Source organism: Martelella mediterranea, assembly GCF_021021415.1.
In the GTDB taxonomy this organism is placed as follows: Bacteria; Pseudomonadota; Alphaproteobacteria; order Rhizobiales; family Rhizobiaceae; genus Martelella; species Martelella mediterranea_C.
In genome coordinates, this window is sequence record NZ_JAINWJ010000016.1 from 81319 (window position 1) to 105462 (window position 24144).

Below are 24144 nucleotides of genomic sequence, written 5' to 3' on the forward strand. Positions count from 1 at the left end.
CGGTCCCTGTTCACCCTCAAAAGTTCAAACCTACCCCCGGGGTCTGGCTTCGCGGCTTCGGGCCTGTCTTCTTCCCTGCCCTTCGTCCCGTCGTCGTCGCCAGCTCTTCGGGCGTCTTCGCGTCCTTCAGCCGGACCTTGATCGCCTCACGCGCTGCCACAGGGTCAACGCCTGCGAGGTAGCAAACCATGTTGAAATCCTTGTTCGGTCGCGTGACGTAGTCGCGGGCTGCTTGAATGAGCCGCTGGCGTTCGTGCCGGTCACCACGGATAAGTGTGCCATCAACGGCTTCGTTGACTGCCTGCGTCAGAACGGAATGCCAGATATCTTGACAGCGCGCGGCATCTTCGAGGTCCGTGTCATCAATCATGGCTTGGCATCCTTCAGGGTATCGAGGTGCGACACGATGCCGGTGCGCCGCTGCTTCGGTGTCGGCGTGGTGACGGACTGTTCCACGGTCCAGCCTCGCGCTAGGCGTTTGCGGATGGTGGTGGAAGGAACGCCGGTGACTGCTGCCAGTTCAGACAGAAGCCAACGCTGCCCGCTGTAGGTGAAGATGCTGCGGTTCATCGGGCGCGCTCCATCCGCTGCTTGACTGAGTTGTGGCAGGGCTCGCAAAGGGGCTGCCAGTTGGCGCGGTGCCAGAACAAACCCTTGTCGCCACGGTGGGGAATGACATGGTCAACCACGGTCGCCATGCGGGTGACGCCGTGCTTCGTGCACTCCCGGCAATAGGGGTGCGCTATGAGGAATTCGGCACGGGCCTTGCGCCACTCATGGCCGTATCCGCGCCGGGCCGCTGTTTCGCGGTTGGCGTCATGGCGCTGATTGCGTTGCTGCTTGGCGGTGCGCTGGCAAGTGCAAAGCTCACCATGGGCCACCTTCTCATCGCATGGGCAAATACGGGGCGGTTTGATCATTGGCCGCTCGCAATCTTCATCTTGAGGGCGCGCAATCCTTCCCGGTCGAATTCGGGATCAAGGCCAGCGGCTATATTGCGCTCTGCCTGTTCCGGGTCGGGCTGACGCTCATCTTCGTCAGCAACGCCGTTCAGGGTCTTCAGCTTGGCGAAATAGGTGTTCAGCGCGCGGTTGATCTCGTTCGGCGTGGCGCTCCAAGCGGCGTCAGGGGTCCATTCAAGCCAGCCGGTCGCATAGTCGAAAAGCTGCTTGTAGAACGCCTGCAACGTCATGGGCTTGCCGCTGCCGTTCGTCTTCTTGGCCTTCGGGTCTGGTTCCGGGTCAAACATTGCGAGCAATTCGGAAAGCGGGCCGCGCACGGCGTCGAAGAAAGGGGAAAGCGGCTTTCCTACAATGCGCGAAAGGAAAGCCGCCGCATCCTGCCCGGAAGAGGAAGCCGACAGGATGATTTCGGAAATGATGGTGAGGTTCTGCCGATCCAGCGCCTTGAACATGGTCGGGCGGCTATAGCGGGCCTCAAGGGTCGCAGCGGCCCGCAAGGTAGGCCGAAGCGACACGGTGCTTCCACCGTGCGCAATCGTTACCTGTTCGTATGCGGGCCGCTGGTAGGTCATGAGTTACGAGGTCGCCATCTTCAGCTTGCGGAAGACGTCAGGGCGCACGACGCCAGCGCCGACACGGCGGCGAGCATGGAACCGGATCATGCCTTCGGTCGCCAGAAGATAGGGGTTCGGGCGAACCTGAAGCTCGATACGGTCGTAGATGCGATACCCGGCCTTGAAGTCACCGAACATGATCGGGAAAGCGTTCGCGGCCACATCGGGCATATCGGGAAGCTCGACAACCGGACGGCCAAGAATGGTTTCCGGCTGACCTGCCTGATAGGACGGCTGCCACAGATAGTTCCCGTTTCCGTCCTTCAGGGTGCGGATGACGGCAAGTGTGGTGCCGTTCATCACCCATGTGCCCCGGTTGCGATAGACACCCGGCAACGAATACATGAGCTTGATAAGCTGGTCGGCGTTCAGGTTCGTGGCATGACCGTTCAGGCCGCTGGCAACACCTGCTTCAGCCATGAAACCCTTCGGCTCAAGCGCGGCGCTTCCGTTGACAAATGCCAGACCTTCCTTCGCGCCGAAGTCTTCAGCAAGCGCAAGCCGGATTTCGGCTTCGATGTCATGGGCGGCGTCTTCCATCAACCAGTTGCCAACATCGACATGCGTGGTCATTTCCTTGACGGAAAGTTCCATCTGGTCGAAAGTCGGTTCGGACGCTTCAGACGCAACGGCTTCGCCCTTCCATTTCGCGTTGGTCACCGTGAGACGCTTCGGTAGAATGATGGTGTGCGATCCGGTCGAGCGAACGTCCGCAATGCCGCGAACCGGCGAAAACTCGACAAGGTTGCGAATGAATTCGCTGCTGGTTTCTTCCGGGGCGAGAACATAGCCGGGAGCATCGTTCGCAACGGTCAGGGCTTTGCGTTCAACCTCGCCGCCGCGAAGATAGTCGACAAAAGCCTTCACTTCGTTCTGGTTCGCCGGGTCGGGCTGATTGTTGTTGGCGGCGCGCGGACGGTTCATCTTTGCCTTGATCGTGGCAATTTCGTCCTTCAGCGCTTTGACTTCATCCGCCGAAACAACCGGATCAGACTTGGCCGGATCGTTCGACACTTCTTCGTTCTCGAGTTCGTTTTTCATGGGGTCTCCTTCAAGGGCTTTCACTTCGGTTGTCCGCGCGTCCGGGTGAACTGGGCGACGGCAAAGCGAGATTTCGTTGACAACAATATCGGTGAGGATGCGCCCGCCATCCGGGCGGGCCTTGTGTTCGTTGCGGCGGTAGCCAATCGACAAGCCGCCGGTCCTGCCCGCCTTCAGATTGCGGTAGGTTTCGCGGGCAAGCTGCGAACCTTCGATGAAAAGACGGCCTTTGACTTCAAGCCCCTTGTCTGTGACCGCGCATGAATTCCAGACGCCGACAACCTCGCGTTCGCGATGCTCGTTGAACATGGGGACCGACGGCGCGAATTTGAAAGCGGTCGGTTCGATGAGGTCGCCGTAGGTGTCGGGCTTGCCGAAGGGCCACGCGATGCCGGTCACAGTTCCGGCGTCGTCGGCTGTGACTTCGGCCTTGATTTCGAGATTGCCGGTTTCGGTCATGCAGCCTGCTTCTCTTTGGCCGCTTTTTCAGCGATCAGCTTCATCTCATTGAAATCGTCGGCGTCGAAGTTCTCGCCAAGCAGATAGAGGTGACCGATTAAGCCGGTGCATTCGTCATAAAGAAACGGCTTTAGAAGAGAGGTGTGGCCGTCATCAAAAGCGCCAGCGTTGAAATAGAACGCAAAGCCTTCAGTCGCGTTGAAGAACTGCAAAAGCGCTATCCTCTGAGCGTAATCAAGATCAGCCTTGCTTGCCGGAACAGGCAGAGCGCCAGCGGCAACAGCTGCGGCCCGCGCGACTTGATGCCGCTCAAGCAGCCGATCCAGCATCATGAAGTTGCGGAGCTTCGAAATTTCTTCGGCGATCTTGCTCATTTAGACTTCCTCGTATGCAGCCCGCATATCGTCGGCCAATGCGCTGGCGGCTTCTTGCGCCTGTTCCGCGTTCATCCAGACGGCACGGAACGGATGGGGCTCGTCCGCCTGTTCCGGCTCGGACCACATGGCGCGGAACGAATGGGCTTCGTCCTGGGGGAAATCGAAATCATCTTCCGGGGCCGGTTCTTCCTCTTCAGGGCCGGCGTAAAGTTCCGTGATGATCTGCATCGCCAGCATGTAGCTTTCGACAAGTGGGCGGGCCGTGGCGTAGGTGCCGACAAGCCGGGCGGCTTCGGCGGGCGTGGTGCCGCCGCCGATCAGTCCAAGCCGGATAATCTGGTTGGTCTCATCCACGCTGTAGGCATGCTGACGCAACCGGGCGACAAGCTCACCAATGCCGAAGCCGGTCTTGGCTTCGAGTTCCTGAATCAGTTCAAGCGTCGGGAAGGCAAACAGCTTTTCGCCGTCGCCAAAGAATGCCTTGATCGGCTTCATTCGCTGGTTTCCTCCAGAACGAGGGCCATGACATTGAGATAGCCGGACATGACCTTGAGGGCGGTCTTGCGGGTTTCGCTGTCAATGTCGGGTGACGTGGCGATTGACTGTGCCGTCTTGATCAGGCGGGCGGTTGAATCCATCAGGCGCGTGTTTGCCGCGTCGAAGACGGCGGGTTTCTTCGGCATGGTTATTCCTTGTCGTCGCCGTTGTTCGGCGTGGGGCGGGTGCTGGTTGCGTAAGGGTCAAAAGGCTCGTCCCCGCCGGGGCGCGGCGGCTCGTTGAGCTTTTCGAGGGCGCGGTTGGGCGTCAAAAGCCCGTATTTCACCTGTTCGGTCAGGTTTTTGGTGCGAGCTTCGGCGTCGGTTCGCAGAAGGTCATCAACCACGAATTCAAAATAGTGGTTGTCCTGTTCCTCTTCGGTGAGAAGAACGGTTTCGTAGGCGTCCTGCCAGCGGTCCAGCCATGTGCGGAGGCAAAGCTGCAGGAAGGACGCGCCCATCTGTTCCGCGTTGCTCCATGTGGCGCGGTTCAACTGGAAAAGCAGGTGGGGCGGGACGCCGAAGACGCGCGCAACCTCATCAATCTGGAAAGTGCGATTCTCGAGATACTGCGCATCGGTCGAGGTCATGGCGGGCTGTTCGAAGTGCCAACCATTATCAAGCATGAACGGCGTATCCGCCGTTTGCTGCCAATTCTTATACCGGCGGAAGATGCTAGCAAGCTGCCCGTCCCCCGACATGTCGCCCTGCGGTTTCTCGTTCGACAAGATGCCAGCCGGACGCGCGCCGGACTTGAAGAACTGTGCGCCGTGGCGTTCGAGAACAGCAGCAAGGCCGATTGCCTCTTTGCCGAAGTGGATCGGGGATTTGCCGAGGAATGGTGAAATCTGAAGGATTTCAGTGTAGCCATATTCGCGGATGCCATCGGCTTCCGAAACGCGATAGAACGGTGCGCCGGTGTATTCATTTCGAAGAACGGTCACCTTTGATGGCTCAAGGCGCTCAAGCGAAAGCGGACGACCGTCTTCAAGTCGGTCCACACGGGCAAAGCCGCTGCCGTGAATGAGGGCGTCAGCCGTCAGGATTTCGCGAAAGTCACGGGCGCTTGCCCATTCGATCGCACGGCGATGCACGATCTTGTAGGCAGGGTGACTCTTGGCTTCCTGTTTGCCCTTATCGCCGTCATCGCGCCAAAGCTTGCACGGCAACGAACCGCACTGTTCTGAAATAAGACGCACGGCATGAAACACTGCCGGAACAGAAAGCGCCTTTTCGCCGCTAATGTTTTCGCCGGAATAAGTAGGCCGAATGTCGAACAGCGAAAAAGCTTCGGGGCTATTCAGCGCGATGCTTTTCCGTTCTTCGTTCGTGTCGGCGCTTTTCCGTGCAATCTTGTCAGCAAGCATCTATCAGCCTCAGTTCAACTTGAGGCTGATTCTCTCATATCGGCGATTCGTAAGTCAACACTTAAATAGGATATTTATCCTATAATGAGGATTATATTCCTATTCCTTAAAACAGAAAAGGGCGGCAACAAAGTTGCCACCCTATCGCTAAAACAAGGCGTGAATTATTGCAGCAACGCCGAACAGGCACCCCGCAATGTTCACCTTGATTGTGACGACTATGAATAGCTTTTTCATCGAAAAGCCCTCAGAGCCGCACCGGTGCAGCCCACAAAGGGTTGCTAAACTCCGGGCAAATTAACGGATTAACCGCCGTTCATCACATCATCGGTCCGCCTCAGGTGTAAGCTTCCACTTTCAGCGCCTATGTGCCTTCCGAGGTGTTGGCGACCGCTTGGTCGTCGGTCTGAGCGACTGCATGCCAGTCCCGGCATAGGATAAGACATCACTTCTCAGGTGTTTTGCTTTGGCTTTCAAAGTCCAAAAAGAATGTCCAGCTATCTCTATATACCGATTCGTGTTTTACTTCTATATGACGAGGCGAACTTTCTTCATCTGTGCGGCTAGCTCCAACAGCTTCAAGTCGCTGCCGCCGTATCCGTCTGCCGAAGAGCCGGAAGAGCGCCCGGTGATGTAAAGCGCGGCTTTTTGGCTTACGTCGCTGAAAAGCGCATCTTCGAACAGGTGCCGGAACCCGTGGTTCGGCGGCGGCGCATCCGCTTCACCCTTCAGCGGCCCGCTGTGCATCCATTCGCGAAGGCGTTGGTCTTGGAAGGTGCCGGGGAAGAGCAAGCCGTCAGGTCGGCTTTGGACGAAAGCAATAAAGCCCTCATCGACAAGCACTTGATGGACCGGAATCTTCCGGCCTCGCTTCGTCTTTGTCGTGCGTCCCTCACCTACGCGCACGTTGATAAACCAATACCCCTGTAGTTCGAAGATATCCGCCCGCTCCAACTGCAAAGCCTCGCCGACGCGCATGCCGGTGTAGGCCAGCAACCATGGAACCCAACGGAAATTCGTCCTGTCTGTCTCCGCGCGGGCCGCGTCCAGCACGGTGCGGGCCTGTTTAAGCGTGTAGGTTCTCGTTGCGCTATCCTTGACTTCGACGTTGGGCAATTCGAGGAAGTCGAACGGCGTCCCCTTCGGCGTGTCCGGGAACAGCTTACCCCGGTGCTGCTTCTGTCCCCACGTCAGAATTGCCCGGATAGCCGCAAGCTTGTCGCGGATGGACTTCCGGGAAATCTTGCCTTCCGCAAGCATGGCGTTGCGCCAAGCCTCGCCTTCCTCAAGGGTCACGGTCGCAGCCCGCTTGCTTCGGCGATGGTGTTCGAAGTCGTGAATGATGCGCCGGTATTTCTTCAGCGTTGACGCGGACAACTCGTTGCCGCCAAGCCCCATTTTGGTCAGGCGCACTTGTTCGGCAACGATCGCCTCAAAGGTCAGTGCGTTGAATTCTGCGGTCGGCGCACTGTCTTCGGCCTCTTCCTCTTCGACCGCCTTTGCCAGTTCCGGGTGTTCAGGCTTGCCGGTGAAGTCGCCTTCGTCCCGTTCCATCGCGCGGCCAAGGGCTTCAAGTTCGGAGATGCACAAGGCGCGGGCAAGGGTGCGCCATTCAGGTGAACCGAAGACGACCGTGGTGTTGCCAAGGCGGCGGAAGCGTTCAATCCGCTCGCCAACGAGGGTTTGAAGCGTCTGGTTATCGAGGCGTCCGGCAACGCCTTCACGCAATAGCTCAACCATGCGGTCATCAATGCTAACTTGCGCATAGGCATCGGTCGCGTTGCGAAGCTCCAAGTCGAAGGCGATGCGCTCGTTGTAGTTCCGAAGCGCCATTTGATCGGCTGACAGCGGATAGCGCCCCGGCGTGATCGGCGCGCCGCTGGCGATCTGTGCTTTGCGCTCTGCGACGGCAACCCGCCCCTGCAATGCAGAAACAGCCGTGGCGAGGCGAGCTATCGCCGTGCGCCGGTCAGGTCCGAGCGGTTCGCGAAGTTCTGATTTGTTTTCGAGGAAAGGTCGAAGAGGCTTCGGGATCACGATCCGGGCGAAATAGCGCCCGTCGCGATTGAGAAGATAGCGGTGCTTTGAAGACATTCCCAACTTCCATTTTGTTACGTGTTTTGTAACAGAAAGTTGGCCGTAACCCCAATGAAATCAGTATCTCTAGCGATTTCAGGGCGTTTTAATGGTCGGAGTGGAGAGATTCGAACTCCCGACCCTCTGGTCCCAAACCAGATGCGCTACCAGGCTGCGCTACACTCCGCCGATGCGGGTCGGATACACGGTTCGCGGGCCGATCGCAATACTTAAAGCGGCAAGCGGGCGTTATTGCTTGAGCGCGGGGCCGGTGACGGTGTCGCCGGGCTTCAGCCCGTAGGCCTGCGCCTGACCGCCCGCCAACTCGAGCACGTACTTCACCGGCTCGCGCGAGGCGATCACGCGCTTGGAACCGGGCTCGGCCTCCTCGTAGAAGCCTGCCACCGTGCCGTCCGTGCGGATGAAGACCATGTCGAGCGGGATCAGCGTGTTCGCCATCCACATCGACGCGGTGCGGGGCTGGCCGAGGTCGAAGATCATCCCGTGATCGGGGGCAAGCTCGGTGCGGTACATCAGGCCGCGCTGGCGCTGCTGTTCGGTCTCGGCGAGCTCGACGACGATCTCGTGGTCGCCTGTTTCGGTATGCAGCGTCAACCGCGAGGTTTCAAAGGTGATCTCGGTCTGGGCCACGGCAAGCCCGCCAAACAGCAGCAGGAAGGCGGCCGCCAGCATTTTCCAATTGCCGAATGTGCGTTTCATGGGGGTCCTCACCTCGAAGCCTGACGGTCTCGCCGCCGTGGCCGACCTTATGCGGCGTCGGCGCAAAACTCAACGTGAATGCGCCGCGCTGAGGATGCGAATGTTTCGCAATTGTGCCTGCGCTTCGGGATATCTCGCCAGACCGGCTATGTCTGGCTGAGGCCTGTCAGGTCTGGTGAGGCGGCGCAGGATCGCTCGCGGCGTGCGCACAGCAGTCCTCGACGCACCGATCGGACGGTTGAGCAGGCTGTGCTCAAGGTGCGCGATGTGCATCCGGACCTGGGGCGCCCGCAAGATTGCGCGCCGGCTGGAACGCATCTTTCGTCACCATGGGCTGCCAATGGCGATCTATACAGACAATGCCAACCCTTGGGGAATGGGCGTTCCCCAAGGCTGGATACGCTTGCGCGTCTGGCTCCTCAAGCTGGGGGGCCAGCTCATTCACGCCCGCCCCTACCATCCGCAGGGACGCGGCAAGAACGAACGCTTCCACCGCAGTCTCAAGGCTGAGGTTCTCGCTTTTGCACAGATGTCGAACTTCAAACAGGCCCAAAGGACGTTCGATCGCTGGCGCGACCTCTACAACCATCATCGGCCTTATCAGGGCATCGCCATGGCCGTGCCCGCCAGCCGTTACCGCCCATCGTCGCGCAGCTTTCCCGCCACTGCTCCAGAGCCTGTTTACGATCCGGGCAAGATCGTCAGGCGCGTCAGCAGCACAAAGGCCTATGTCGCATTCAACGGCAAGGCATGGCGTATGCCGAAGGCCTTTCAGGGTGAGGCACTCGCCATCAGACCCTTGGAGACCGACGGCCAATACCGCATGTTCTTCGCAGCAAACCAGATCGCCTTCATCAACCTCAGAAATGGCAACTGACTGTCAGCCATGTCTCCGAACATCTGCCAGGCGTATCTCCGGGCTTTACAACAGGACCGAGGATGACGCGGAGAAGGAGGGAGGGCGTCGTCGCAACGCACCCCGTTGCACGGGCGACGTTCGCTAACACACCTACCACAGCCGCACCTCCGGTCAGGAAACTCGAAGGAACCAACCGCTGCAGAACAGACGTCGGAGTCTACGGACATTTATGCCGTAAAACCAGATTCTTAACTGGACTTGTTCACAAACACCGTCACCACCGGCTTCTTGCCCCAGCACTCGTTGGCGGCGGCGCGGACGGAGCGGCGGATGGCTTCCTTGACCATGCCGAGGTCCTTGCGGCGCGAGCGCGGAATGCTTTCGACAGCGCCGAGCACGGCGTCGAACAGCACGTCTTCCATCTTCTCGTCATCATCGTCGAAACCCGGAAGGCCGATCGGCACGACATCGGGATCGCCTGAAAACTCGAATTTCGAATTCAGCACGACATTGACGGAGACGTGGCCGACGAAGGAGAGCTTGCGGCGATCGCCGATACCCATTTCGTCGAAATTGCCGATCAGCTTGCCGTCCTTGAACACGCGGCCCGCTTCGACTTGGCCGATCACCTCGGCGGGACCCGGCGCAAGGCGCAGCATGTCGCCGTTTCGCACACGCGGAACCTGGGGGATGCCGCTCTGCTCGGCCAGTTCCTTCTGCGCGGTCAGGTGCTGGGCCTCGCCGTGGACGGGCACGAGGATCTCGGGCCGGATCCATTCATACATCTGCTTCAGTTCGTTGCGGCGCGGATGGCCGGACACATGCACCAGCGCCTCGCCATCAGTCAGAATATGGACGCCCTGCTCGACAAGACCGTTCTTGATCTCCTGGATCGCCTTCTCGTTGCCGGGAATGGCGCGCGAGGAAAACACCACGAGATCGCCGGCGGCAAGCGCCACATTGCGCATCTCGTCGCGCGAAAGCTTGGCAAGGGCCGCGCGCGGTTCGCCCTGCGAACCGGTCAGGATCGCGACTACCTTGTCGCGCGGGATATAACCGAACTCGTCCTCGTCCACGAAGGGCTTCACGCCCTCCATCAGCCCGAGATCGCGGGCGACGGCGACCGCGCGCTTCAGCGAGGAGCCGAGCAGCAACACCTGGCGGCCGGCCTCGTCCGCGGCCTTCGCGATCGAGCGGATGCGGCCGATATTGGAGGAGAAGGTGGTCAGCGCCACCCGGCCTTCCGCATTCTCGATGACCTTGCGCAGGCTTGCCGAAACCTCTTCCTCGGAGGGCGATACGCCATCGCGCATGGCATTGGTCGAATCGCACATCAGCGCCAGCACGCCCTCGTCGCCGATGGCGCGGAAACGGGCCTCGTCGGTCTTGGGGCCAAGCGTCGGCGCGTGGTCGATCTTCCAGTCGCCGGTGTGGACGATATTGCCGAGCGGCGTGCGGATCGCCAGTGCCATCGGCTCGGGGATGGAGTGGTTGACGGGCACGCCCTCGATCGTGAACGGGCCGACATTGATCGTGTCGCCGCCCTTGAAGATCGTCACCGGGATTTCGCGCATCCAGCTGTCATATTCGCGCTTGGCCTCCAGCAGGCCGGCGGTAAACGGCGAGGCATAGACCGGCACGTTGAGGCCCGGCCACAGCGTCGCGATCGCGCCGAAATGGTCCTCATGCGCATGGGTGATGATCATCGCCTTCAGATTGTCGCGCTGCTCGCGCACGAATTCGATATCGGGCAGAACCAGGTCGACACCGGGCAGATCCGGGCCGGGAAAGGTGACCCCGCAATCCACCATGATCCACTCGCGCTTTTTCGCCGGTCCGTAACCGTAAAGCGCCAGGTTCATGCCGATTTCGCCAAGGCCTCCCAAGGGAAGGAAGACCAGTTCAGCATTATTGTCCGCCATCAAGCGTTATCCAATTCAATTGTCGAAGAACACGTCGCCCGCGGCAAAGCTGCGCAGGCCGTCCTTCGTTTCCAGTTTCAGCATGCCGGCATCATCGATACCGACGAAAATCCCCGGGACCTGCTCATGGGCAAGGTTCACGGTAATACGTTCATTGATGCCGCAGGCCGCGCTGCGCCAGCGCGCCACCGTTTCGGCAAGGCCCCTGCCCCGATCCCAGATCTGAAGTTCCTGCGCCATGGTTTCGAACAGATGCGCAAACAGCGTGACGGGATCGGCGCCGGCGACATAATCGGAAACCCGGGCAACCGGGTAAGGCACGTCATCCGGCCCGGTCGTCACATTGACGCCCATGCCGATCACGACGGCCAGCCTGCCATCGGCAAGGCGCTCGGCTTCAAGCAGGATACCACAGACCTTGCGGCGGTCGATCAGGATATCGTTCGGCCATTTGATCGCGATTTCGTTGTCGTGACCGGCCATGACCCGCGAGATCGCGCCGTGAACGCCAAGCGCCGCCACCAGCGGCAGTGATGCCGTCATCGCCTGGGGCGCGGGGTCGACAAGCAGAAGCGAGGCATAGAGATTGCCCCGCTCCGAAACCCAGTTGCGTCCGCGCCGCCCCCGGCCGGTTTCCTGCCGTTCAGCCGTCAGCCACAACAGGCCGGGATCGCCGGCGCGCGCCCGATCCATCGCCTCGCTATTGGTGGAGCCGACGGTATCGAGCGCTTCATGACGGTAGGCGTCTACGGCAAAATCTGTTGCCGCCATCCTAGAAGAGAGCCGCCGCAGCAGCCTCCGCGGCATCGTTCAGCGCACCGCCGAACAGAAGATAACCGATCGCGAACAAACCACTGATGCCGAAGACGAAGCGAAGCTCGCCGGCGACGCGGGAGAATTCGACGGTCGGCTCATCGAACCACATCACCTTGATCACGCGCAGATAGTAGAAGCAGGCGACCACGGAGGAGACGATGCCGATGATGGCCAGCGTATAGAGCTTGGCATCGATGGCGGCCAGGAACACGAAATACTTGCCGAAGAACCCGGCAAGCGGCGGGACGCCGGCAAGCGAGAACATCAGAGCCGTGAGCACGACGGCCATCACCGGCTTGGTGGTCGAAAGGCCGGCGAGATCGTCGATATTCTCGACATTGCCGCCTTCCTTCAGCCGCATCGCCATGATGATGGCGAAAACGCCGAGCGTGGTGAACAGGTAGATCGCCATATAGAGCGCGACGCCCTTGACGCCCGCCTCGCTGTCGGCGGCGAGGCCGACCAGCGCATAGCCCATATGGGTGATCGAGGAATAGGCCATCAGCCGCTTGATGTTGCGCTGGCCTATCGCGGCGAAAGCGCCGAGCACCATCGAGGCGATCGCGATGAACACCACGACCTGGCGCCACTCATCGGCGGCCGGACCGAAGGCTTCGGTCAGAAGCCGGACGATGATCGCCATCGCCGCAACCTTCGGCGCGGAGGCGAAGAAGGCGGTGACCGGCGTCGGCGCGCCTTCATAGACGTCCGGCGTCCACATGTGGAACGGCACCGCCGAAATCTTGAAGGTGATGCCGGCGAGCACGAACACCATGCCGAAGATGAAGCCGAGACCGGTTTCGCCGGCCGAGATCGCGGCGGCAACCGGGCCGAAACCAATATTGCCGGTAAAGCCGTAGACCAGCGAGATGCCATAAAGCAGCATGCCGGAGGACAGCGAGCCGAGCACGAAATACTTCAGACCCGCCTCGGTGGAACGCAGGCTGTCGCGGTTGATGGCGGCGATCACATAGAGCGGCAGCGACATCAGTTCGAGGCCCATATAGAAGGCGAGCATGTCATTGGCCGAAACCATCAGCAGCATGCCGGTGGTCGACAGCAGCATCAGCACCGGAAACTCGAAACGGTCGAGATATTCTGGTTCCTCATGACCGACCGACAGGATCATCGACAGCGCCGCGCCGATCAACGCCAGGGCCTGCATGAACAGCGTGAAGTCGTTGAACACCAGCGAGCCGCCGAAGGCCGTGCCCTCGCCCGCCCAGAACAGCGCGCCGAAGGCCGCGATCAGCAGGAACACGGCAAGGCCCACGATCGTCTGGCCGCTCTTGCGGCCGGCGAATGCGCCGATCATCAGCAGGACCATCGCGCCGACCGAGAGGATCAGCTCCGGCATGATCAGCTTCAGACTTGAAAGTAGGAGTTCCGATGTCATGTCCAAAAGATCCTGTCTCAGTATACCGGCAGCACGATATTCTTGGTCTGCTCAAGAACGGCGTCATAATGTTGAACGATCTGCGCGACCGGGCCGTGGATCGCTGCGAAGATGGGCTCCGGATAGACGCCGAAGAAGATCGTCAGGAAGATCAGCGGATACAGAACGATCTTTTCACGGGTGCTGAGATCCAGCAATGCCTTCAGGCTGTCCTTCTCCAGTGCGCCGAAGATCACCCGACGGTAGAGCCACAGCGCATAGGCCGCCGAGAGGATAACGCCGGTGGCGGCGAACAGGGCAACCCAGGTGTTGACCTGGAACACGCCGACGACCGTCAGGAACTCACCGATGAAGCCGGACGTGCCGGGCAGGCCGACATTGGCCATGGTGAAGATCATGAAGGCGACCGCGAATTTCGGCATGTTGTTCACAAGCCCGCCATAGGCCGCGATCTCGCGGGTGTGCATCCGATCGTAGACGATGCCGACGCAGAAGAACAAGGCGCCGGAGACGATGCCGTGGGAAAGCATCAGGAAGATCGCGCCCTCGACGCCCTCGGTGGTGGCCGAGAACATGCCCATGGTGACGAAGCCCATATGGGCGACCGACGAATAGGCGATCAGCTTCTTCATGTCGGTCTGCATCAGCGCCACCAGCGAGGCGTAAATGATCGCGATGATCGACAGCGCAAAGATGAACGGCGCGAAGTAATAGGAGGCGTCGGGGAACATCGGCATCGAATAGCGCAGCACGCCGAACCCGCCGAGCTTCAACAGAACGCCCGCCAGCACGCCCGAGGCGGCGGTCGGCGCCTCCACGTGCGCATCCGGCAGCCAGGTATGCACCGGCCACATCGGCATCTTCACCGCGAACGAGGCGAAGAAGCCGAGGAACAGCCAGTATTGCATATTGACCGGGAAATCATACTCCAGCAGCACCGGCACGCTGGTCGTGCCCGTCACCCAGTACATCGCCATGATCGCCAGCAGCATGAACACCGAGCCGGCGAAGGTGTAGAGGAAGAACTTCAGCGATGCATAGACCCGCCGCTCATGCCCCCAGATGCCGATGATCAGATACATCGGGATCAGGCCCGCCTCGAAGAAGATGTAGAACATCACGATATCGAGCGACACGAACACGCCGATGATCAGCGTTTCGAGGATCAGGAAGGCGATCATATAGGCCTTCACCCGATGAGTGATGGCTTCCCACGAGGCCAGGATGCACAGCGGCATCAGCACCGTCGTCAGCAGGATGAACAGCAGCGAAATGCCGTCGATCCCGAGATGATAGGAGATGCCCGTACCGAGCCAGGGATGGTTCTCGATCATCTGGAAGTTCGGGTTCGACGGATCGAATTTCATCCACACGAACAGCGAGACGATGAAGGTGAACAACGTCGTCAGCAGCGCGACGTTGCGGATGTTCCTGAGCCCGGTCTCGTTATCGTCGCGGGTGAACAGGATCAGCACCACGCCGATAAGCGGCAGGAAGGTGACTGTTGAGAGAATTGGCCAGTCGCTCATTACCGAGCCCCTCCGAGCATCATCCAGGTTACAAGCGCGGCCACGCCGATCAGCATTGCAAACGCATAGTGGTAAACATATCCGGACTGCAGCTTGACGACGCGGTTGGTCACGTCGTTGACCCTTGCTGCAATCCCGTTCGGGCCGAAGCGGTCGATCACGCCGATATCGCCCTTCTGCCACAGGAAGTAGCCGATCGCCTTGGTGGGCCTTACGAACAGGAAGTCGTAAAGCTCATCGAAATACCACTTGTTGAGCAGGAAGGCGTAGAGGCGCGGAAATGTCTTTGCCAGAGCCGGCGCGGAGGACGGCTTGATCAGGTACATGTAGATCGCGACCACCGTGCCGAGCACCATGGCGACGAACGGCGACAGCACCACCCACAGCGGCACATGGTGATGCTCGTCGAGCACCTCGTTGTGCGGACCGGTAAACAGCGCGCCCTTCCAGAACTCGGCGTAATGGTGGCCGAAGAAATAGGGCAGGAAGACAACGCCGGCGAACAGCGCGCCGATCGACAGCACCACCAGCGGCAGCAGCATGACCCAGGGGCTTTCATGCACGTGGTGCATGACATCGGAAGACGCGCGCGGCTTGCCGAAGAAGGTCATGAAGATCAGACGCCAGGAGTAGAAGGCGGTGAAGGCGGCCGCGATGACCAGCATCCAGAACGAGAAATTGCCGAGCGGGCTTGCCGAGACATAGGCCGACTCGATGATCGCGTCCTTGGAGAAGAAGCCGGCCGCGCCGATCGGCGTGCCGGGGATGCCGGCGCCGGTGATGGCGAGCGTGCCAATGATCATCGCCCAGAAGGTGACCGGGATGTGCTTTCTCAAGCCCCCCATGTGGCGCATGTCCTGCTCGCCGGAGACGGAGTGGATCACCGAACCGGCGCAGAGGAACAGAAGCGCCTTGAAGAAGGCGTGGGTGAACAGGTGGAACACGCCGGCGCCGAAGGCCCCTGCCCCAAGGGCTGCGAACATGTAGCCGAGCTGCGAGCAGGTGGAATAGGCGATCACGCGCTTGATGTCGTTCTGCACCAGACCGATGGTGGCGGCGAAGAAGGCGGTGATCGAACCGATCAGCGTGACGAAGGTGAGCGCCGTCGGCGACAGTTCGAACAGCGGCGACATGCGGGCGACGAGGAAGACGCCGGCCGTCACCATGGTTGCGGCGTGGATAAGGGCCGAAACCGGCGTCGGACCTTCCATCGCGTCCGGCAGCCAGGTGTGCAGCAGGAACTGCGCGGATTTACCCATCGCGCCCATGAACAAGAGCAGGCAGACCGTGGTGATCGCGGTCGAAACGTCCATGCTCATGCCAAGGAAATGCAGAACGGAAACATTGCCCTCAGCCGTCTGCAGCGTGACCTCGCCATTGGCAAGACGCTCGGCCGCCGAGAAGATCGGGTCGAAATTGATGGTGTGCGCCAGGAAGAACAGGCCGGCAATGCCGAGCAGGAAACCGAAGTCGCCGACGCGGTTGACGATGAAGGCCTTCATCGCGGCAGCGCTCGCCGACGGCTTCTTGTACCAGAAACCGATCAGCAGATAGGAGGCAAGGCCGACGCCTTCCCAGCCGAAGAACATCTGCAACAGATTGTCGGAGGTGACCAGCGCCAGCATGGCGAAGGTGAACAGCGACAGATAGGCGAAGAAGCGCGGACGATGTGGATCGTCATGCATATAGCCCACCGAATAGAGGTGGACGAGACAGGACACCGTGTTGACCACGACCAGCATTACCGCCGTCAGCGTGTCGACGCGAAGCTGCCACAGGACGTCGATATCGCCGGAGGTGATCCAGCGCATGACGGGAACCTGGATGACGAAATCTTCCGCGTGGGTGAGGAAGCCGACGGAAATGAACACATACCAGGACAGCACGGCCGCGACCGCCATCAGGGCGATCGTCACCCATTCGGTGGCCTTGGCGCCGATGCGGTTTCCGAAGAGGCCGGCGATGAGGAAGCCTACGAGCGGCAGGAAGACGATGAGTTTGTAGATCATCTGGAAATCAGCCCTTCATCACGTTGACGTCTTCGACTGCGATCGAGCCGCGGTTGCGATAGAACACCACCAGGATCGCCAGACCGATGGCGGCTTCGGCCGCCGCGACGGTCAGAATGAACAGCGCGAAGACCTGGCCGACCATATCGTTCAGGAACGAGGAGAACGCGACCATGTTGAGGTTGACCGAAAGCAGGATCAGCTCGATGGACATGAGAATGATGATGACGTTCTTCCGGTTCAGGAAGATGCCGAAAACGCCAATCGTGAAGAGTATGGCACTGACCGTCAGGTAGTGGGAAAGTCCGATTTCCATTGCGTTGTCCTTAGATCCCGTATCCCTGCAAATTCTCGTTCTTATATGCCCTGGCCAGGCTTGACCTTGACGGTCTCGTGCGCGCTTTCAGGCGTGCGCGCAACCTGCTTGGCAATGTTCTGGCGCTTGACGTCCGGGCGATGCTTCAGCGTCAGCACGATCGCGCCGATCATGGCGACGAGCAGGATGAGGCCGGCCACCTGGAAGAAATAGGCGTAATGCGTGTAGATCACGTCGCCGATCGCCTTCACGCTCGACGTATCCGCCGGCATCGGCATCGCGGTATTGGCAGCGATATCAGCCGGAATGAAGGTGCCGCCGACGACCACGATCAGCTCCGCCAGAAGCACAATCCCGATCAGCGCGCCCACCGGCGCATAGTGCAGAATGCCGGACCTGAGCTCGGCGAAATCGATGTCGAGCATCATCACCACGAACAGGAACAGCACCGCCACCGCGCCGACATAGACCACCAGCAGAAGAAGGCCGAGATATTCCGCGCCCGCCAGAATGAACAGCGCCGCCGCATTCACGAACACGACGATCAGGAACAGCACCGAATGAACGGGGTTCTTAGCCCAAATCACCATGAACGCCGACGCCACGGCGACGAACGCGAAAATATAGAAAAAAAGAGCATGGAGACCCATGATGGTGCCTTCTCTTCGTGGTCGCAGCGGCTCCCGCCACTATCACATTTGCAAAAGCCCCGCCGCCGGATGCGGCAGGCCCTTGATTTCAGGTTTATCGAACCGCCGGGCGAAATCCCCCGCCCGGCCTCTCCTTACCGGTAGGGCGCATCCATCGCGATATTCTTCGCGATCTCGCGTTCCCACCGGTCGCCATTGGCGAGCAGTCGTTCCTTGTCATAGTACAGTTCCTCGCGCGTCTCGGTGGCGAACTCGAAATTCGGCCCCTCGACGATCGCCTCCACCGGACATGCCTCCTGGCAGAAGCCGCAATAGATGCACTTCACCATATCAATATCGTAGCGCACCGTGCGGCGCGTGCCGTCATTGCGGCGCGGGCCGGCCTCGATGGTGATCGCCTGCGCGGGACAGATCGCCTCGCACAATTTGCAGGCGATGCAGCGTTCCTCGCCGTTCGGATAACGGCGCAGCGCATGCTCGCCGCGAAAGCGCGGGCTCACCGGCCCCTTTTCGAAGGGGTAGTTCACCGTCGACTTCGGGCTGAAGAAGTAGCGCATCGTCAGAAAGAACGCACCGACGAACTCCTTCAGAAAGAGCGCGTTGAATGCCTGAGCGACAGAACCCATTTCACAATCTCCATTGCGGTGTTGCGAAAAACACCTGCATCAGCCGACCCAGCCGGTCAGTTTGACGACGAAAGCGACGATCACGACCATGGCGAGCGACAGCGGAAGGAAGACCTTCCAGCCGAGACGCATCAGCTGGTCGTAGCGGTAGCGCGGCACGAAGGCCTTGACCAAGGCGAACATGAAGAAGCACAGGCACACCTTGATCAGGAACCAGATCACGCCGGGGATCCAGTTCAGAACCGCGACATCCAGGATCGGCAGCCAGCCGCCGAGGAACAGCGTGGTCGTCAGCGCGCACATCAGCACGATCGCGGCATATTCGCCGAGCATGAACATCATGTACGGGGTCGAGCCATATTCGACCATGAAGCCGGCGACCAGTTCCGATTCCGCTTCCGGAAGGTCGAAGGGCGGACGGTTGGTCTCGGCCAGCGCCGAAATGAAGAACACGATGAACATCGGGAACAGCGCCAGCCAGTTCCAGTCGAGGAATGACGGCGGCAGGCCGAGCATGGTGCCGAGGCCGGTTTCCTGCGCGAATACGATATCCGAAAGGTTCAGCGAGCCGACCGTCAGCAGCACGGTGACGATCACGAGGCCGATCGAGACTTCGTAGGACACCATCTGCGCCGCGGAGCGCAGCGAGCCGAGGAAGGCATATTTCGAATTCGAGGCCCAGCCGCCCATGATCACGCCGTAAACCTCAAGCGAGGAAATGGCGAAGATATAGAGAATGCCGATATTGATATTGGCGATCACCCAGCCCTCGGCAACCGGCATCACCGCCCAGGTTGCGAGCGCCAGCGTCACCGAGATCAGCGGCGCCAGCAGGAACACGACCTTGTCCGAGCTTGCCGGAATGACCGGTTCCTTGAACACGAATTTCAAAAGGTCGGCGAAGGACTGCATCAGGCCGAAGGGACCGACGACGTTCGGGCCGCGGCGCATCTGCACCGCCGCCCAGATCTTGCGGTCGGCAAGCAGGATGAAGGCGATGCCGACGAGCAGCAGAACCAGGAGCAGCAGCGACTGGCCGATCATGATCAGCGCGGGCCAGAGATACGTCGAGAAAAAAGAATCCATTGCTCCGTCCTTACTCCGCCGCCGCCTGGAAATTATTGCGCGCCAGCGCCGAGCATTCGGCCATGACGGCAGACGCCCGGGCAATCGGGTTGGTCAGGTAGAAATCGGTGACCGGCGATACGAAACCGGAATCACCAAGGTCCCCACCTCTGCCGGCCAGCGTTTCGACGGCGTTGATATCAGCGTCAGCGATCTCGTCAAGCGCGGCGAGGTGCGGAAATTCGCCATAAAGGGCTGCGCGCAGCGCGCCAAGCGAGTCGTAGGGCAGCGCCTTGCCGAAAACGCCCGACAGCGCGCGGATGATCGCCCAGTCCTCGCGGGCGTCGCCCGGGGCGAAGCCTGCGCGGTTGGTCATCTGCACCCGGCCCTCGAGATTGACGTAGGTGCCGGATTTTTCCGTATACGTCGCGGCCGGCAGCACGACATCGGCGTTCATTGCGCCGGCATCGCCATGGCTGCCGATATAGACGGTGAAGCCCGCCTTCTTGGCCGAGAAATCCAGTTCGTCAGCGCCGAGCAGGAACAGCACGTCCATGTCGGAAAGCATCGAAGCGGCGTTGGCAGCGCCCTCGCCCGGCACGAAGCCGATATCGAGACCGCCGACGCGCGAGGCCGCCGTGTGCAGCACCGCAAAGCCGTTCCACTCAGCCGTGACCGCGCCGATCTCCTTAGCGATCGCCGCCGCCTTGGAGAGAACCGCCGCGCCATCTTCACGCGCCAGCGCGCCGGGGCCGACCAGCACGATCGGACGCTCGGCCTTCTTGAGCACGTCCATGAAATCACTGGAGGCCAGATCGGCAAGCGAGGACGGGCCCGCGCCGAGATAGCTCACGGGATAACGCAGATCGGCATTCTCGCCGATCACGCCGATCGGGAAATTGCCCTTGCGAGACCGCTTGCGGATACGGGCGTTCAGAACCGAAGCCTCGAAGCGCGGATTTGAGCCGATGATCAGCAGCGCATCTGCGTTCTCGATGCCCTCGATGGTCGGATTGAAGACATAGCCCGCGCGGCCAGCGGTCGGGTCCAGGGCGGCGCCATCCTGGCGACAATCGATATTGGACGAGCCGAGCGAGGCCATCAGGCCCTTCAGCGCATACATTTCCTCAACGGTGGCCAGATCACCGGCAATCGCGCCGATCTTCTCGCCCTTGACGCCATCGACCTTGGCCTTGATCGCGGCGAAGGCCTCGGCCCAGCTTGCGGGCTGAAGTCGGCCGCCCTGGCGGATATAGGGTTTGTCGATGCGCTGGGTGCGCAGACCGTCCCAGATGAACCGGGTCTTGTCGGAAATCCACTCCTCGTTCACCTGCTCATTGATGCGCGGCATGATGCGCATCACTTCGCGGCCACGGGTATCGACGCGGATCGCCGAGCCGACAGCATCCATCACGTCGATCGATTCGGTCTTGTTCAGCTCCCACGGACGCGCCGTGAAGGCAAACGGCTTGGAGGTCAGCGCGCCAACCGGGCAGAGGTCGACGACATTGCCCTGAAGCTCGGACGTCATCGCGCGCTCGAGATAGGTGGTGATCTCGGCATCCTCGCCGCGGCCGATCAGGCCGAGTTCGGAAATGCCGGCAACCTCGGTGGTGAAACGAACGCAGCGCGTGCAGTGAATGCAGCGGTTCATCACGGTCTTGACCAGCGGGCCGATATACTTGTCCTCGACCGCGCGCTTGTCCTCACGGTAGCGCGAACTATCGATGCCGAAGGCCATGGCCTGGTCCTGCAGATCGCATTCGCCGCCCTGGTCGCAGATCGGGCAATCGAGCGGATGGTTGATGAGCAGGAACTCCATCACCCCTTCGCGCGCCTTCTTGACCATCGGCGTCTTGGTGAAGATTTCCGGCAGGGAGCCATCCGGCCCGCCGCGAATATCCTTCACGCCCATGGCGCAGGAAGCGGCCGGCTTCGGCGGTCCGCCCTTTACCTGAATGAGGCACATGCGGCAGTTGCCGGCAATCGACAGCCGCTCGTGAAAGCAGAAGCGCGGGATTTCGGCGCCTGCCTCCTCCGCCGCCTGCAGCAGCGTGTAGTGGTCGGGAACCTCGATTTCCTTGCCGTCTACAATCAGATTTACCATATCCGTTTTTCCCGCTTCGCCGATGGTCAGAAAGAGACCGCCGGCATTTTATTCTCGATTGCGTCCGCCCGCTGCGGGCTCCGCCTCAAGCCTTGTGTTCTTTCCACAGCGCCAGCATCGCGCCGACATCGATGCCGTCGATCGTCATGCCGTGCAACCGGCATTCACTGATCGAAACACCCGAGAGATTGGCATCCGTCACCGTCATGCCGGAAAGGTTTGCGTCCGTGACCACCATGCCGGAAAAATTGGCATTGCTCACCTTCCAGCCCGACATGTTCACGTTGTGAAACTTCGAACCGGACAGATCGACATCATCAAAGACCGAGCCCGCCAGGCAGCTCTTGGTGGCATCGATCTGGTCGACCTGGTCGTGGAATTTCATCGGTCTACTCCGCCGCTTCCATCACCGCGCCTTCAGACGTGGCGTTGGCCGTGTACTGGTCAATCCGCTTTTCGATTTCCGGACGGAAATTGCGGATCAGGCCCTGGATCGGCCATGCGGCCGCATCGCCGAGCGCGCAGATCGTGTGGCCTTCCACCTGCTTGGTGACCTCAAACAGCATGTCGATCTCGCGCTTCTGGGCGTTGCCCGTCACCATGCGCTCCATCACCCGCCACATCCAGCCGGTGCCCTCGCGGCACGGCGTGCACTGGCCGCAGCTTTCATGCTTGAAAAAGGCCGAGAGACGCGCGATCGCTGCAATAATGTCGGTTGACTTGTCCATCACGATCGCGCCGCCGGTCCCGAAGGACGACTTGACCTCGCGCAGACCGTCAAAGTCGAGCTGGACGTCGATCATGTCCTCGGCCTTGACCACCGGGCAGGACGCTCCGCCGGGGATCACCGCCAGCAGATTGTCCCAGCCGCCGCGAATGCCGCCGCAATGCTTTTCGATCAGCTCGCGGAAGGTGATGCCCATCGATTCCTCGACAACGCAGGGCCGCTCCACATGGCCGGAAACCATGAACAGCTTGGTGCCGACATTGTTCGGGCGACCGAAGGACGAGAACCAACTTGCGCCGCGGCGCAGAATAGTCGGCGCAACGGCGATCGACTCAACGTTGTTGACCGTTGTCGGCAGGCCGTAAAGACCCATATTTGCCGGGAATGGCGGCTTAAGGCGCGGCTGGCCCTTCTTGCCTTCCAGGCTCTCCAGAAGTGCCGTTTCCTCGCCGCAGATATAAGCGCCGGCGCCGTGATGGACGATGATGTCCATGTCCCAGCCGCACTTATTGTCCTTGCCGAGAAGGCCGGCGTCGTAACATTCGTCGATCGCCGCCTGCAGCGCTTCGCGCTCGCGGATGAACTCGCCGCGCACATAGATATAAGCGGTATGCGCGCCCATGGCACAGCCGGCAATCAGGCAGCCCTCGATCAGATGATGCGGGTCGTTGCGCAGAATTTCGCGGTCCTTGCAGGTGCCGGGCTCGGATTCGTCAGCATTCACAACGAGATAATGCGGGCGGTCATCCTTCGGCATGAACGACCACTTGAGGCCGGTCGGAAAGCCAGCGCCGCCGCGGCCGCGCAGACCCGAATCCTTCATCTCCTGAACGATCCAGTCGCGGCCCTTGTCGATGATGCCCCGGGTGTTATCCCACAGCCCACGCGACATAGCGCCCTTCAGGGACTTGTCCCTGTGGCCGTAAAGATTGGTGAAGATGCGATCTTTATCTTTTAACATGCTTCACTCCTACCGCGCTGTCCTGCCGAATACTTTTTCGTATTCCTCAATACCGCCCTTGGCCAGAACGCCGGCCTGACGCACCCACTCGTCGCGTTCGATGCGACCGCCGAGCTTCAGCGAGTCGTTTACCCAGGCGCATTCGCCGGGCGTCCACGCCGCGATCTGCTCGAACTTGTAAATGCCGATGTCGTTCAGCAGACCGGAAATCTTTGGACCAACGCCGGCCATCAGCGTCAGGTCGTCGGCGTCATCGGGCTTCTGGTCGACGGCCGGCGGGCGGTCGCCCTTGGCCCCACTGATCGCCTCCTCGGAGCCGGCGCCCTCATCGGTCGCGTCAGTGTCGTCGGATTCGAGCGCGCCCTCGCCTTCCTCGGTCAGCGCGGTGAAGCCGCCTTCGGGCGCCGACAGCCAGCGATCGATCTGCGGACCGGGCTTGATCTCGGAACCGCGACCGGCCTCGAATGCGTCGATGATCTCTTCCATCCGCTCCGGTGTCAGATCTTCGTAGACGTCCTTGAAAATCATCACCATCGGCGCGTTGGCGCAGGCGCCGAGGCATTCCACCTCTTCCCACGACATCGTGCCGTCGCCATTGGTCTCATGGGCCTTGGCGTTGATCTTCTTCTTGCAGACATTGATCAGGTCGCCAGCGCCGCGCAGCATGCAGGGCGTGGTGCCGCAGACCTGGATATGGGCGTTGGTGCCGACCGGCTTCAGCTGGAACTGGGTATAGAACGTCGCCACTTCGAGCACGCGGATCAGCGGCATGGCCAGCATGTCGGCGACCTTCTCGATCGCGGCGCGGGTGACCCAGCCCTCCTGGTCCTGCGCCCGCATCAGAAGCGGGATCACGGCGGACTGCTGGCGGCCTTCCGGGTATTTCCGGATCGTGGCTTCGGCCCAGGCCGCGTTCTCGTCTGAAAACGCAAAGGCTGCGGGCTGGACATTCTCATCGGCTAATCGACGAACGGACATGCTTTCTTACACCTCTTCGGAGGTTGTCATC

General features: G+C 60.6%; 24 protein-coding genes, 1 tRNA gene and 1 pseudogene. 1 reads left to right on the forward strand and 25 read right to left on the reverse strand.

Features of this window, described 5'->3' with window-relative positions:
• Positions 1 to 16 precede the first annotated feature (16 nt).
• The 12 genes from K7H91_RS12295 to K7H91_RS12350 all read right to left on the reverse strand — a co-directional run bounded on the left by K7H91_RS12295 (position 17) and on the right by K7H91_RS12350 (position 8152).
• Positions 17 to 370, reverse strand: coding sequence for a hypothetical protein (locus tag K7H91_RS12295; RefSeq protein ID WP_230720578.1), 354 nt, complete (start codon positions 368 to 370; stop codon positions 17 to 19).
• Entirely contained in the window at positions 367 to 570 is a 204-nt protein-coding gene (locus K7H91_RS12300; RefSeq protein ID WP_230720579.1) for a hypothetical protein, read from the reverse strand. Before K7H91_RS12300 ends, K7H91_RS12295 begins: the two co-directional genes overlap by 4 nt.
• On the reverse strand, positions 567 to 920 hold the full coding sequence (locus K7H91_RS12305; RefSeq protein ID WP_230720580.1) for an HNH endonuclease: 354 nt from the start codon (positions 918 to 920) through the stop codon (positions 567 to 569). The genes K7H91_RS12300 and K7H91_RS12305 overlap by 4 nt, the downstream gene beginning before the upstream one ends.
• Positions 917 to 1477, reverse strand: a complete 561-nt coding sequence (locus K7H91_RS12310; protein WP_230720581.1) for a hypothetical protein — start codon at positions 1475 to 1477, stop codon at positions 917 to 919. Before K7H91_RS12310 ends, K7H91_RS12305 begins: the two co-directional genes overlap by 4 nt.
• 60 nt (positions 1478 to 1537) lie before the next feature.
• Positions 1538 to 3076: a phage major capsid protein gene (locus K7H91_RS12315; RefSeq protein ID WP_230720582.1), complete on the reverse strand. Its 1539-nt coding sequence runs from the start codon at positions 3074 to 3076 to the stop codon at positions 1538 to 1540.
• On the reverse strand, positions 3073 to 3450 hold the full coding sequence (locus K7H91_RS12320) for a hypothetical protein (protein WP_230720583.1): 378 nt from the start codon (positions 3448 to 3450) through the stop codon (positions 3073 to 3075). The genes K7H91_RS12315 and K7H91_RS12320 overlap by 4 nt, the downstream gene beginning before the upstream one ends.
• On the reverse strand, positions 3451 to 3948 hold the full coding sequence (locus tag K7H91_RS12325) for a gene transfer agent family protein (RefSeq protein ID WP_230720584.1): 498 nt from the start codon (positions 3946 to 3948) through the stop codon (positions 3451 to 3453).
• Entirely contained in the window at positions 3945 to 4136 is a 192-nt protein-coding gene (locus K7H91_RS12330) for a hypothetical protein (protein WP_230720585.1), read from the reverse strand. Before K7H91_RS12330 ends, K7H91_RS12325 begins: the two co-directional genes overlap by 4 nt.
• Before the next feature lie 2 nt (positions 4137 to 4138).
• On the reverse strand, positions 4139 to 5356 hold the full coding sequence (locus tag K7H91_RS12335) for a phage portal protein (RefSeq protein WP_230720586.1): 1218 nt from the start codon (positions 5354 to 5356) through the stop codon (positions 4139 to 4141).
• A 528-nt stretch (positions 5357 to 5884) separates the two neighbouring features.
• Entirely contained in the window at positions 5885 to 7450 is a 1566-nt protein-coding gene (locus tag K7H91_RS12340; protein ID WP_230720587.1) for a site-specific integrase, read from the reverse strand.
• Positions 7451 to 7542: 92 nt separating this feature from the next.
• Positions 7543 to 7619, reverse strand: a tRNA-Pro gene (locus K7H91_RS12345).
• A gap of 62 nt (positions 7620 to 7681) precedes the next feature.
• The gene (locus tag K7H91_RS12350; protein ID WP_230720588.1) at positions 7682 to 8152 is read right to left on the reverse strand and encodes a DUF192 domain-containing protein; all 471 of its coding nucleotides are present in this window, start codon (positions 8150 to 8152) and stop codon (positions 7682 to 7684) included.
• A 78-nt stretch (positions 8153 to 8230) separates the two neighbouring features.
• Here K7H91_RS12350 and K7H91_RS12355 point away from each other — a divergent pair.
• A pseudogene (locus K7H91_RS12355) lies at positions 8231 to 9029 on the forward strand (integrase core domain-containing protein).
• A 230-nt stretch (positions 9030 to 9259) separates the two neighbouring features.
• On the opposite strand, the gene K7H91_RS12360 reads toward K7H91_RS12355, so the two are convergent.
• From K7H91_RS12360 to nuoE, 13 genes are all read right to left on the reverse strand, one after another.
• Complete coding sequence (locus tag K7H91_RS12360; RefSeq protein ID WP_230720589.1) at positions 9260 to 10933, reverse strand: ribonuclease J; 1674 nt, start codon at positions 10931 to 10933, stop codon at positions 9260 to 9262.
• A gap of 15 nt (positions 10934 to 10948) precedes the next feature.
• Positions 10949 to 11704, reverse strand: a complete 756-nt coding sequence (locus K7H91_RS12365) for a biotin--[acetyl-CoA-carboxylase] ligase (RefSeq protein ID WP_230720590.1) — start codon at positions 11702 to 11704, stop codon at positions 10949 to 10951.
• 1 nt (position 11705) lies between these two features.
• A complete protein-coding gene (gene nuoN / locus K7H91_RS12370) occupies positions 11706 to 13145 on the reverse strand; it encodes an NADH-quinone oxidoreductase subunit NuoN (protein WP_230720591.1) in 1440 nt (479 codons plus the stop codon).
• Positions 13146 to 13162: 17 nt separating this feature from the next.
• Positions 13163 to 14674, reverse strand: coding sequence for an NADH-quinone oxidoreductase subunit M (locus tag K7H91_RS12375; protein WP_230720592.1), 1512 nt, complete (start codon positions 14672 to 14674; stop codon positions 13163 to 13165).
• Positions 14674 to 16683 carry an NADH-quinone oxidoreductase subunit L gene (nuoL, locus tag K7H91_RS12380; protein ID WP_230720593.1) on the reverse strand — a complete coding sequence of 670 codons (2010 nt, stop codon included), beginning with the start codon at positions 16681 to 16683 and terminating at the stop codon, positions 14674 to 14676. Before nuoL ends, K7H91_RS12375 begins: the two co-directional genes overlap by 1 nt.
• 7 nt (positions 16684 to 16690) lie before the next feature.
• A complete protein-coding gene (gene nuoK, locus K7H91_RS12385; protein WP_018064310.1) occupies positions 16691 to 16999 on the reverse strand; it encodes an NADH-quinone oxidoreductase subunit NuoK in 309 nt (102 codons plus the stop codon).
• A 41-nt stretch (positions 17000 to 17040) separates the two neighbouring features.
• Positions 17041 to 17649 (reverse strand): NADH-quinone oxidoreductase subunit J, encoded by a 609-nt coding sequence (locus K7H91_RS12390; RefSeq protein ID WP_018064311.1) that lies wholly within the window; start codon positions 17647 to 17649, stop codon positions 17041 to 17043.
• 134 nt (positions 17650 to 17783) lie between these two features.
• Positions 17784 to 18275, reverse strand: coding sequence for an NADH-quinone oxidoreductase subunit NuoI (nuoI, locus tag K7H91_RS12395; RefSeq protein ID WP_018064312.1), 492 nt, complete (start codon positions 18273 to 18275; stop codon positions 17784 to 17786).
• 39 nt (positions 18276 to 18314) lie between these two features.
• Positions 18315 to 19361, reverse strand: a complete 1047-nt coding sequence (gene nuoH, locus K7H91_RS12400) for an NADH-quinone oxidoreductase subunit NuoH (RefSeq protein WP_230720594.1) — start codon at positions 19359 to 19361, stop codon at positions 18315 to 18317.
• A 10-nt stretch (positions 19362 to 19371) separates the two neighbouring features.
• Positions 19372 to 21447 (reverse strand): NADH-quinone oxidoreductase subunit NuoG, encoded by a 2076-nt coding sequence (nuoG, locus tag K7H91_RS12405; RefSeq protein WP_230720595.1) that lies wholly within the window; start codon positions 21445 to 21447, stop codon positions 19372 to 19374.
• Positions 21448 to 21532: 85 nt separating this feature from the next.
• Positions 21533 to 21832, reverse strand: coding sequence for a pentapeptide repeat-containing protein (locus K7H91_RS12410; protein ID WP_230720596.1), 300 nt, complete (start codon positions 21830 to 21832; stop codon positions 21533 to 21535).
• A 4-nt stretch (positions 21833 to 21836) separates the two neighbouring features.
• Positions 21837 to 23135 (reverse strand): NADH-quinone oxidoreductase subunit NuoF, encoded by a 1299-nt coding sequence (gene nuoF, locus K7H91_RS12415; RefSeq protein ID WP_230720597.1) that lies wholly within the window; start codon positions 23133 to 23135, stop codon positions 21837 to 21839.
• Positions 23136 to 23144: 9 nt separating this feature from the next.
• Entirely contained in the window at positions 23145 to 24113 is a 969-nt protein-coding gene (gene nuoE / locus K7H91_RS12420) for an NADH-quinone oxidoreductase subunit NuoE (protein WP_230720598.1), read from the reverse strand.
• Positions 24114 to 24144: the final 31 nt, after the last annotated feature.

Bases quoted from the DNA above. Each gene is read 5' to 3' on its own strand.
- K7H91_RS12295 (WP_230720578.1), bottom strand. From the start codon at position 370: ATGATTGATGACACGGACCTCGAAGATGCCGCGCGCTGTCAAGATATC.
- K7H91_RS12300 (WP_230720579.1), bottom strand. From the start codon at position 570: ATGAACCGCAGCATCTTCACCTACAGCGGGCAGCGTTGGCTTCTGTCT.
- K7H91_RS12305 (WP_230720580.1), bottom strand. From the start codon at position 920: ATGATCAAACCGCCCCGTATTTGCCCATGCGATGAGAAGGTGGCCCAT.
- K7H91_RS12315 (WP_230720582.1), bottom strand. From the start codon at position 3,076: ATGACCGAAACCGGCAATCTCGAAATCAAGGCCGAAGTCACAGCCGAC.
- K7H91_RS12320 (WP_230720583.1), bottom strand. From the start codon at position 3,450: ATGAGCAAGATCGCCGAAGAAATTTCGAAGCTCCGCAACTTCATGATG.
- K7H91_RS12325 (WP_230720584.1), bottom strand. From the start codon at position 3,948: ATGAAGCCGATCAAGGCATTCTTTGGCGACGGCGAAAAGCTGTTTGCC.
- K7H91_RS12330 (WP_230720585.1), bottom strand. From the start codon at position 4,136: ATGCCGAAGAAACCCGCCGTCTTCGACGCGGCAAACACGCGCCTGATG.
- K7H91_RS12335 (WP_230720586.1), bottom strand. From the start codon at position 5,356: ATGCTTGCTGACAAGATTGCACGGAAAAGCGCCGACACGAACGAAGAA.
- K7H91_RS12340 (WP_230720587.1), bottom strand. From the start codon at position 7,450: ATGTCTTCAAAGCACCGCTATCTTCTCAATCGCGACGGGCGCTATTTC.
- K7H91_RS12350 (WP_230720588.1), bottom strand. From the start codon at position 8,152: ATGAAACGCACATTCGGCAATTGGAAAATGCTGGCGGCCGCCTTCCTG.
- K7H91_RS12360 (WP_230720589.1), bottom strand. From the start codon at position 10,933: ATGGCGGACAATAATGCTGAACTGGTCTTCCTTCCCTTGGGAGGCCTT.
- K7H91_RS12365 (WP_230720590.1), bottom strand. From the start codon at position 11,704: ATGGCGGCAACAGATTTTGCCGTAGACGCCTACCGTCATGAAGCGCTC.
- nuoN (WP_230720591.1), bottom strand. From the start codon at position 13,145: ATGACATCGGAACTCCTACTTTCAAGTCTGAAGCTGATCATGCCGGAG.
- K7H91_RS12375 (WP_230720592.1), bottom strand. From the start codon at position 14,674: ATGAGCGACTGGCCAATTCTCTCAACAGTCACCTTCCTGCCGCTTATC.
- nuoL (WP_230720593.1), bottom strand. From the start codon at position 16,683: ATGATCTACAAACTCATCGTCTTCCTGCCGCTCGTAGGCTTCCTCATC.
- nuoK (WP_018064310.1), bottom strand. From the start codon at position 16,999: ATGGAAATCGGACTTTCCCACTACCTGACGGTCAGTGCCATACTCTTC.
- K7H91_RS12390 (WP_018064311.1), bottom strand. From the start codon at position 17,649: ATGGGTCTCCATGCTCTTTTTTTCTATATTTTCGCGTTCGTCGCCGTG.
- nuoI (WP_018064312.1), bottom strand. From the start codon at position 18,275: ATGGGTTCTGTCGCTCAGGCATTCAACGCGCTCTTTCTGAAGGAGTTC.
- nuoH (WP_230720594.1), bottom strand. From the start codon at position 19,361: ATGGATTCTTTTTTCTCGACGTATCTCTGGCCCGCGCTGATCATGATC.
- nuoG (WP_230720595.1), bottom strand. From the start codon at position 21,447: ATGGTAAATCTGATTGTAGACGGCAAGGAAATCGAGGTTCCCGACCAC.
- K7H91_RS12410 (WP_230720596.1), bottom strand. From the start codon at position 21,832: ATGAAATTCCACGACCAGGTCGACCAGATCGATGCCACCAAGAGCTGC.
- nuoF (WP_230720597.1), bottom strand. From the start codon at position 23,135: ATGTTAAAAGATAAAGATCGCATCTTCACCAATCTTTACGGCCACAGG.
- nuoE (WP_230720598.1), bottom strand. From the start codon at position 24,113: ATGTCCGTTCGTCGATTAGCCGATGAGAATGTCCAGCCCGCAGCCTTT.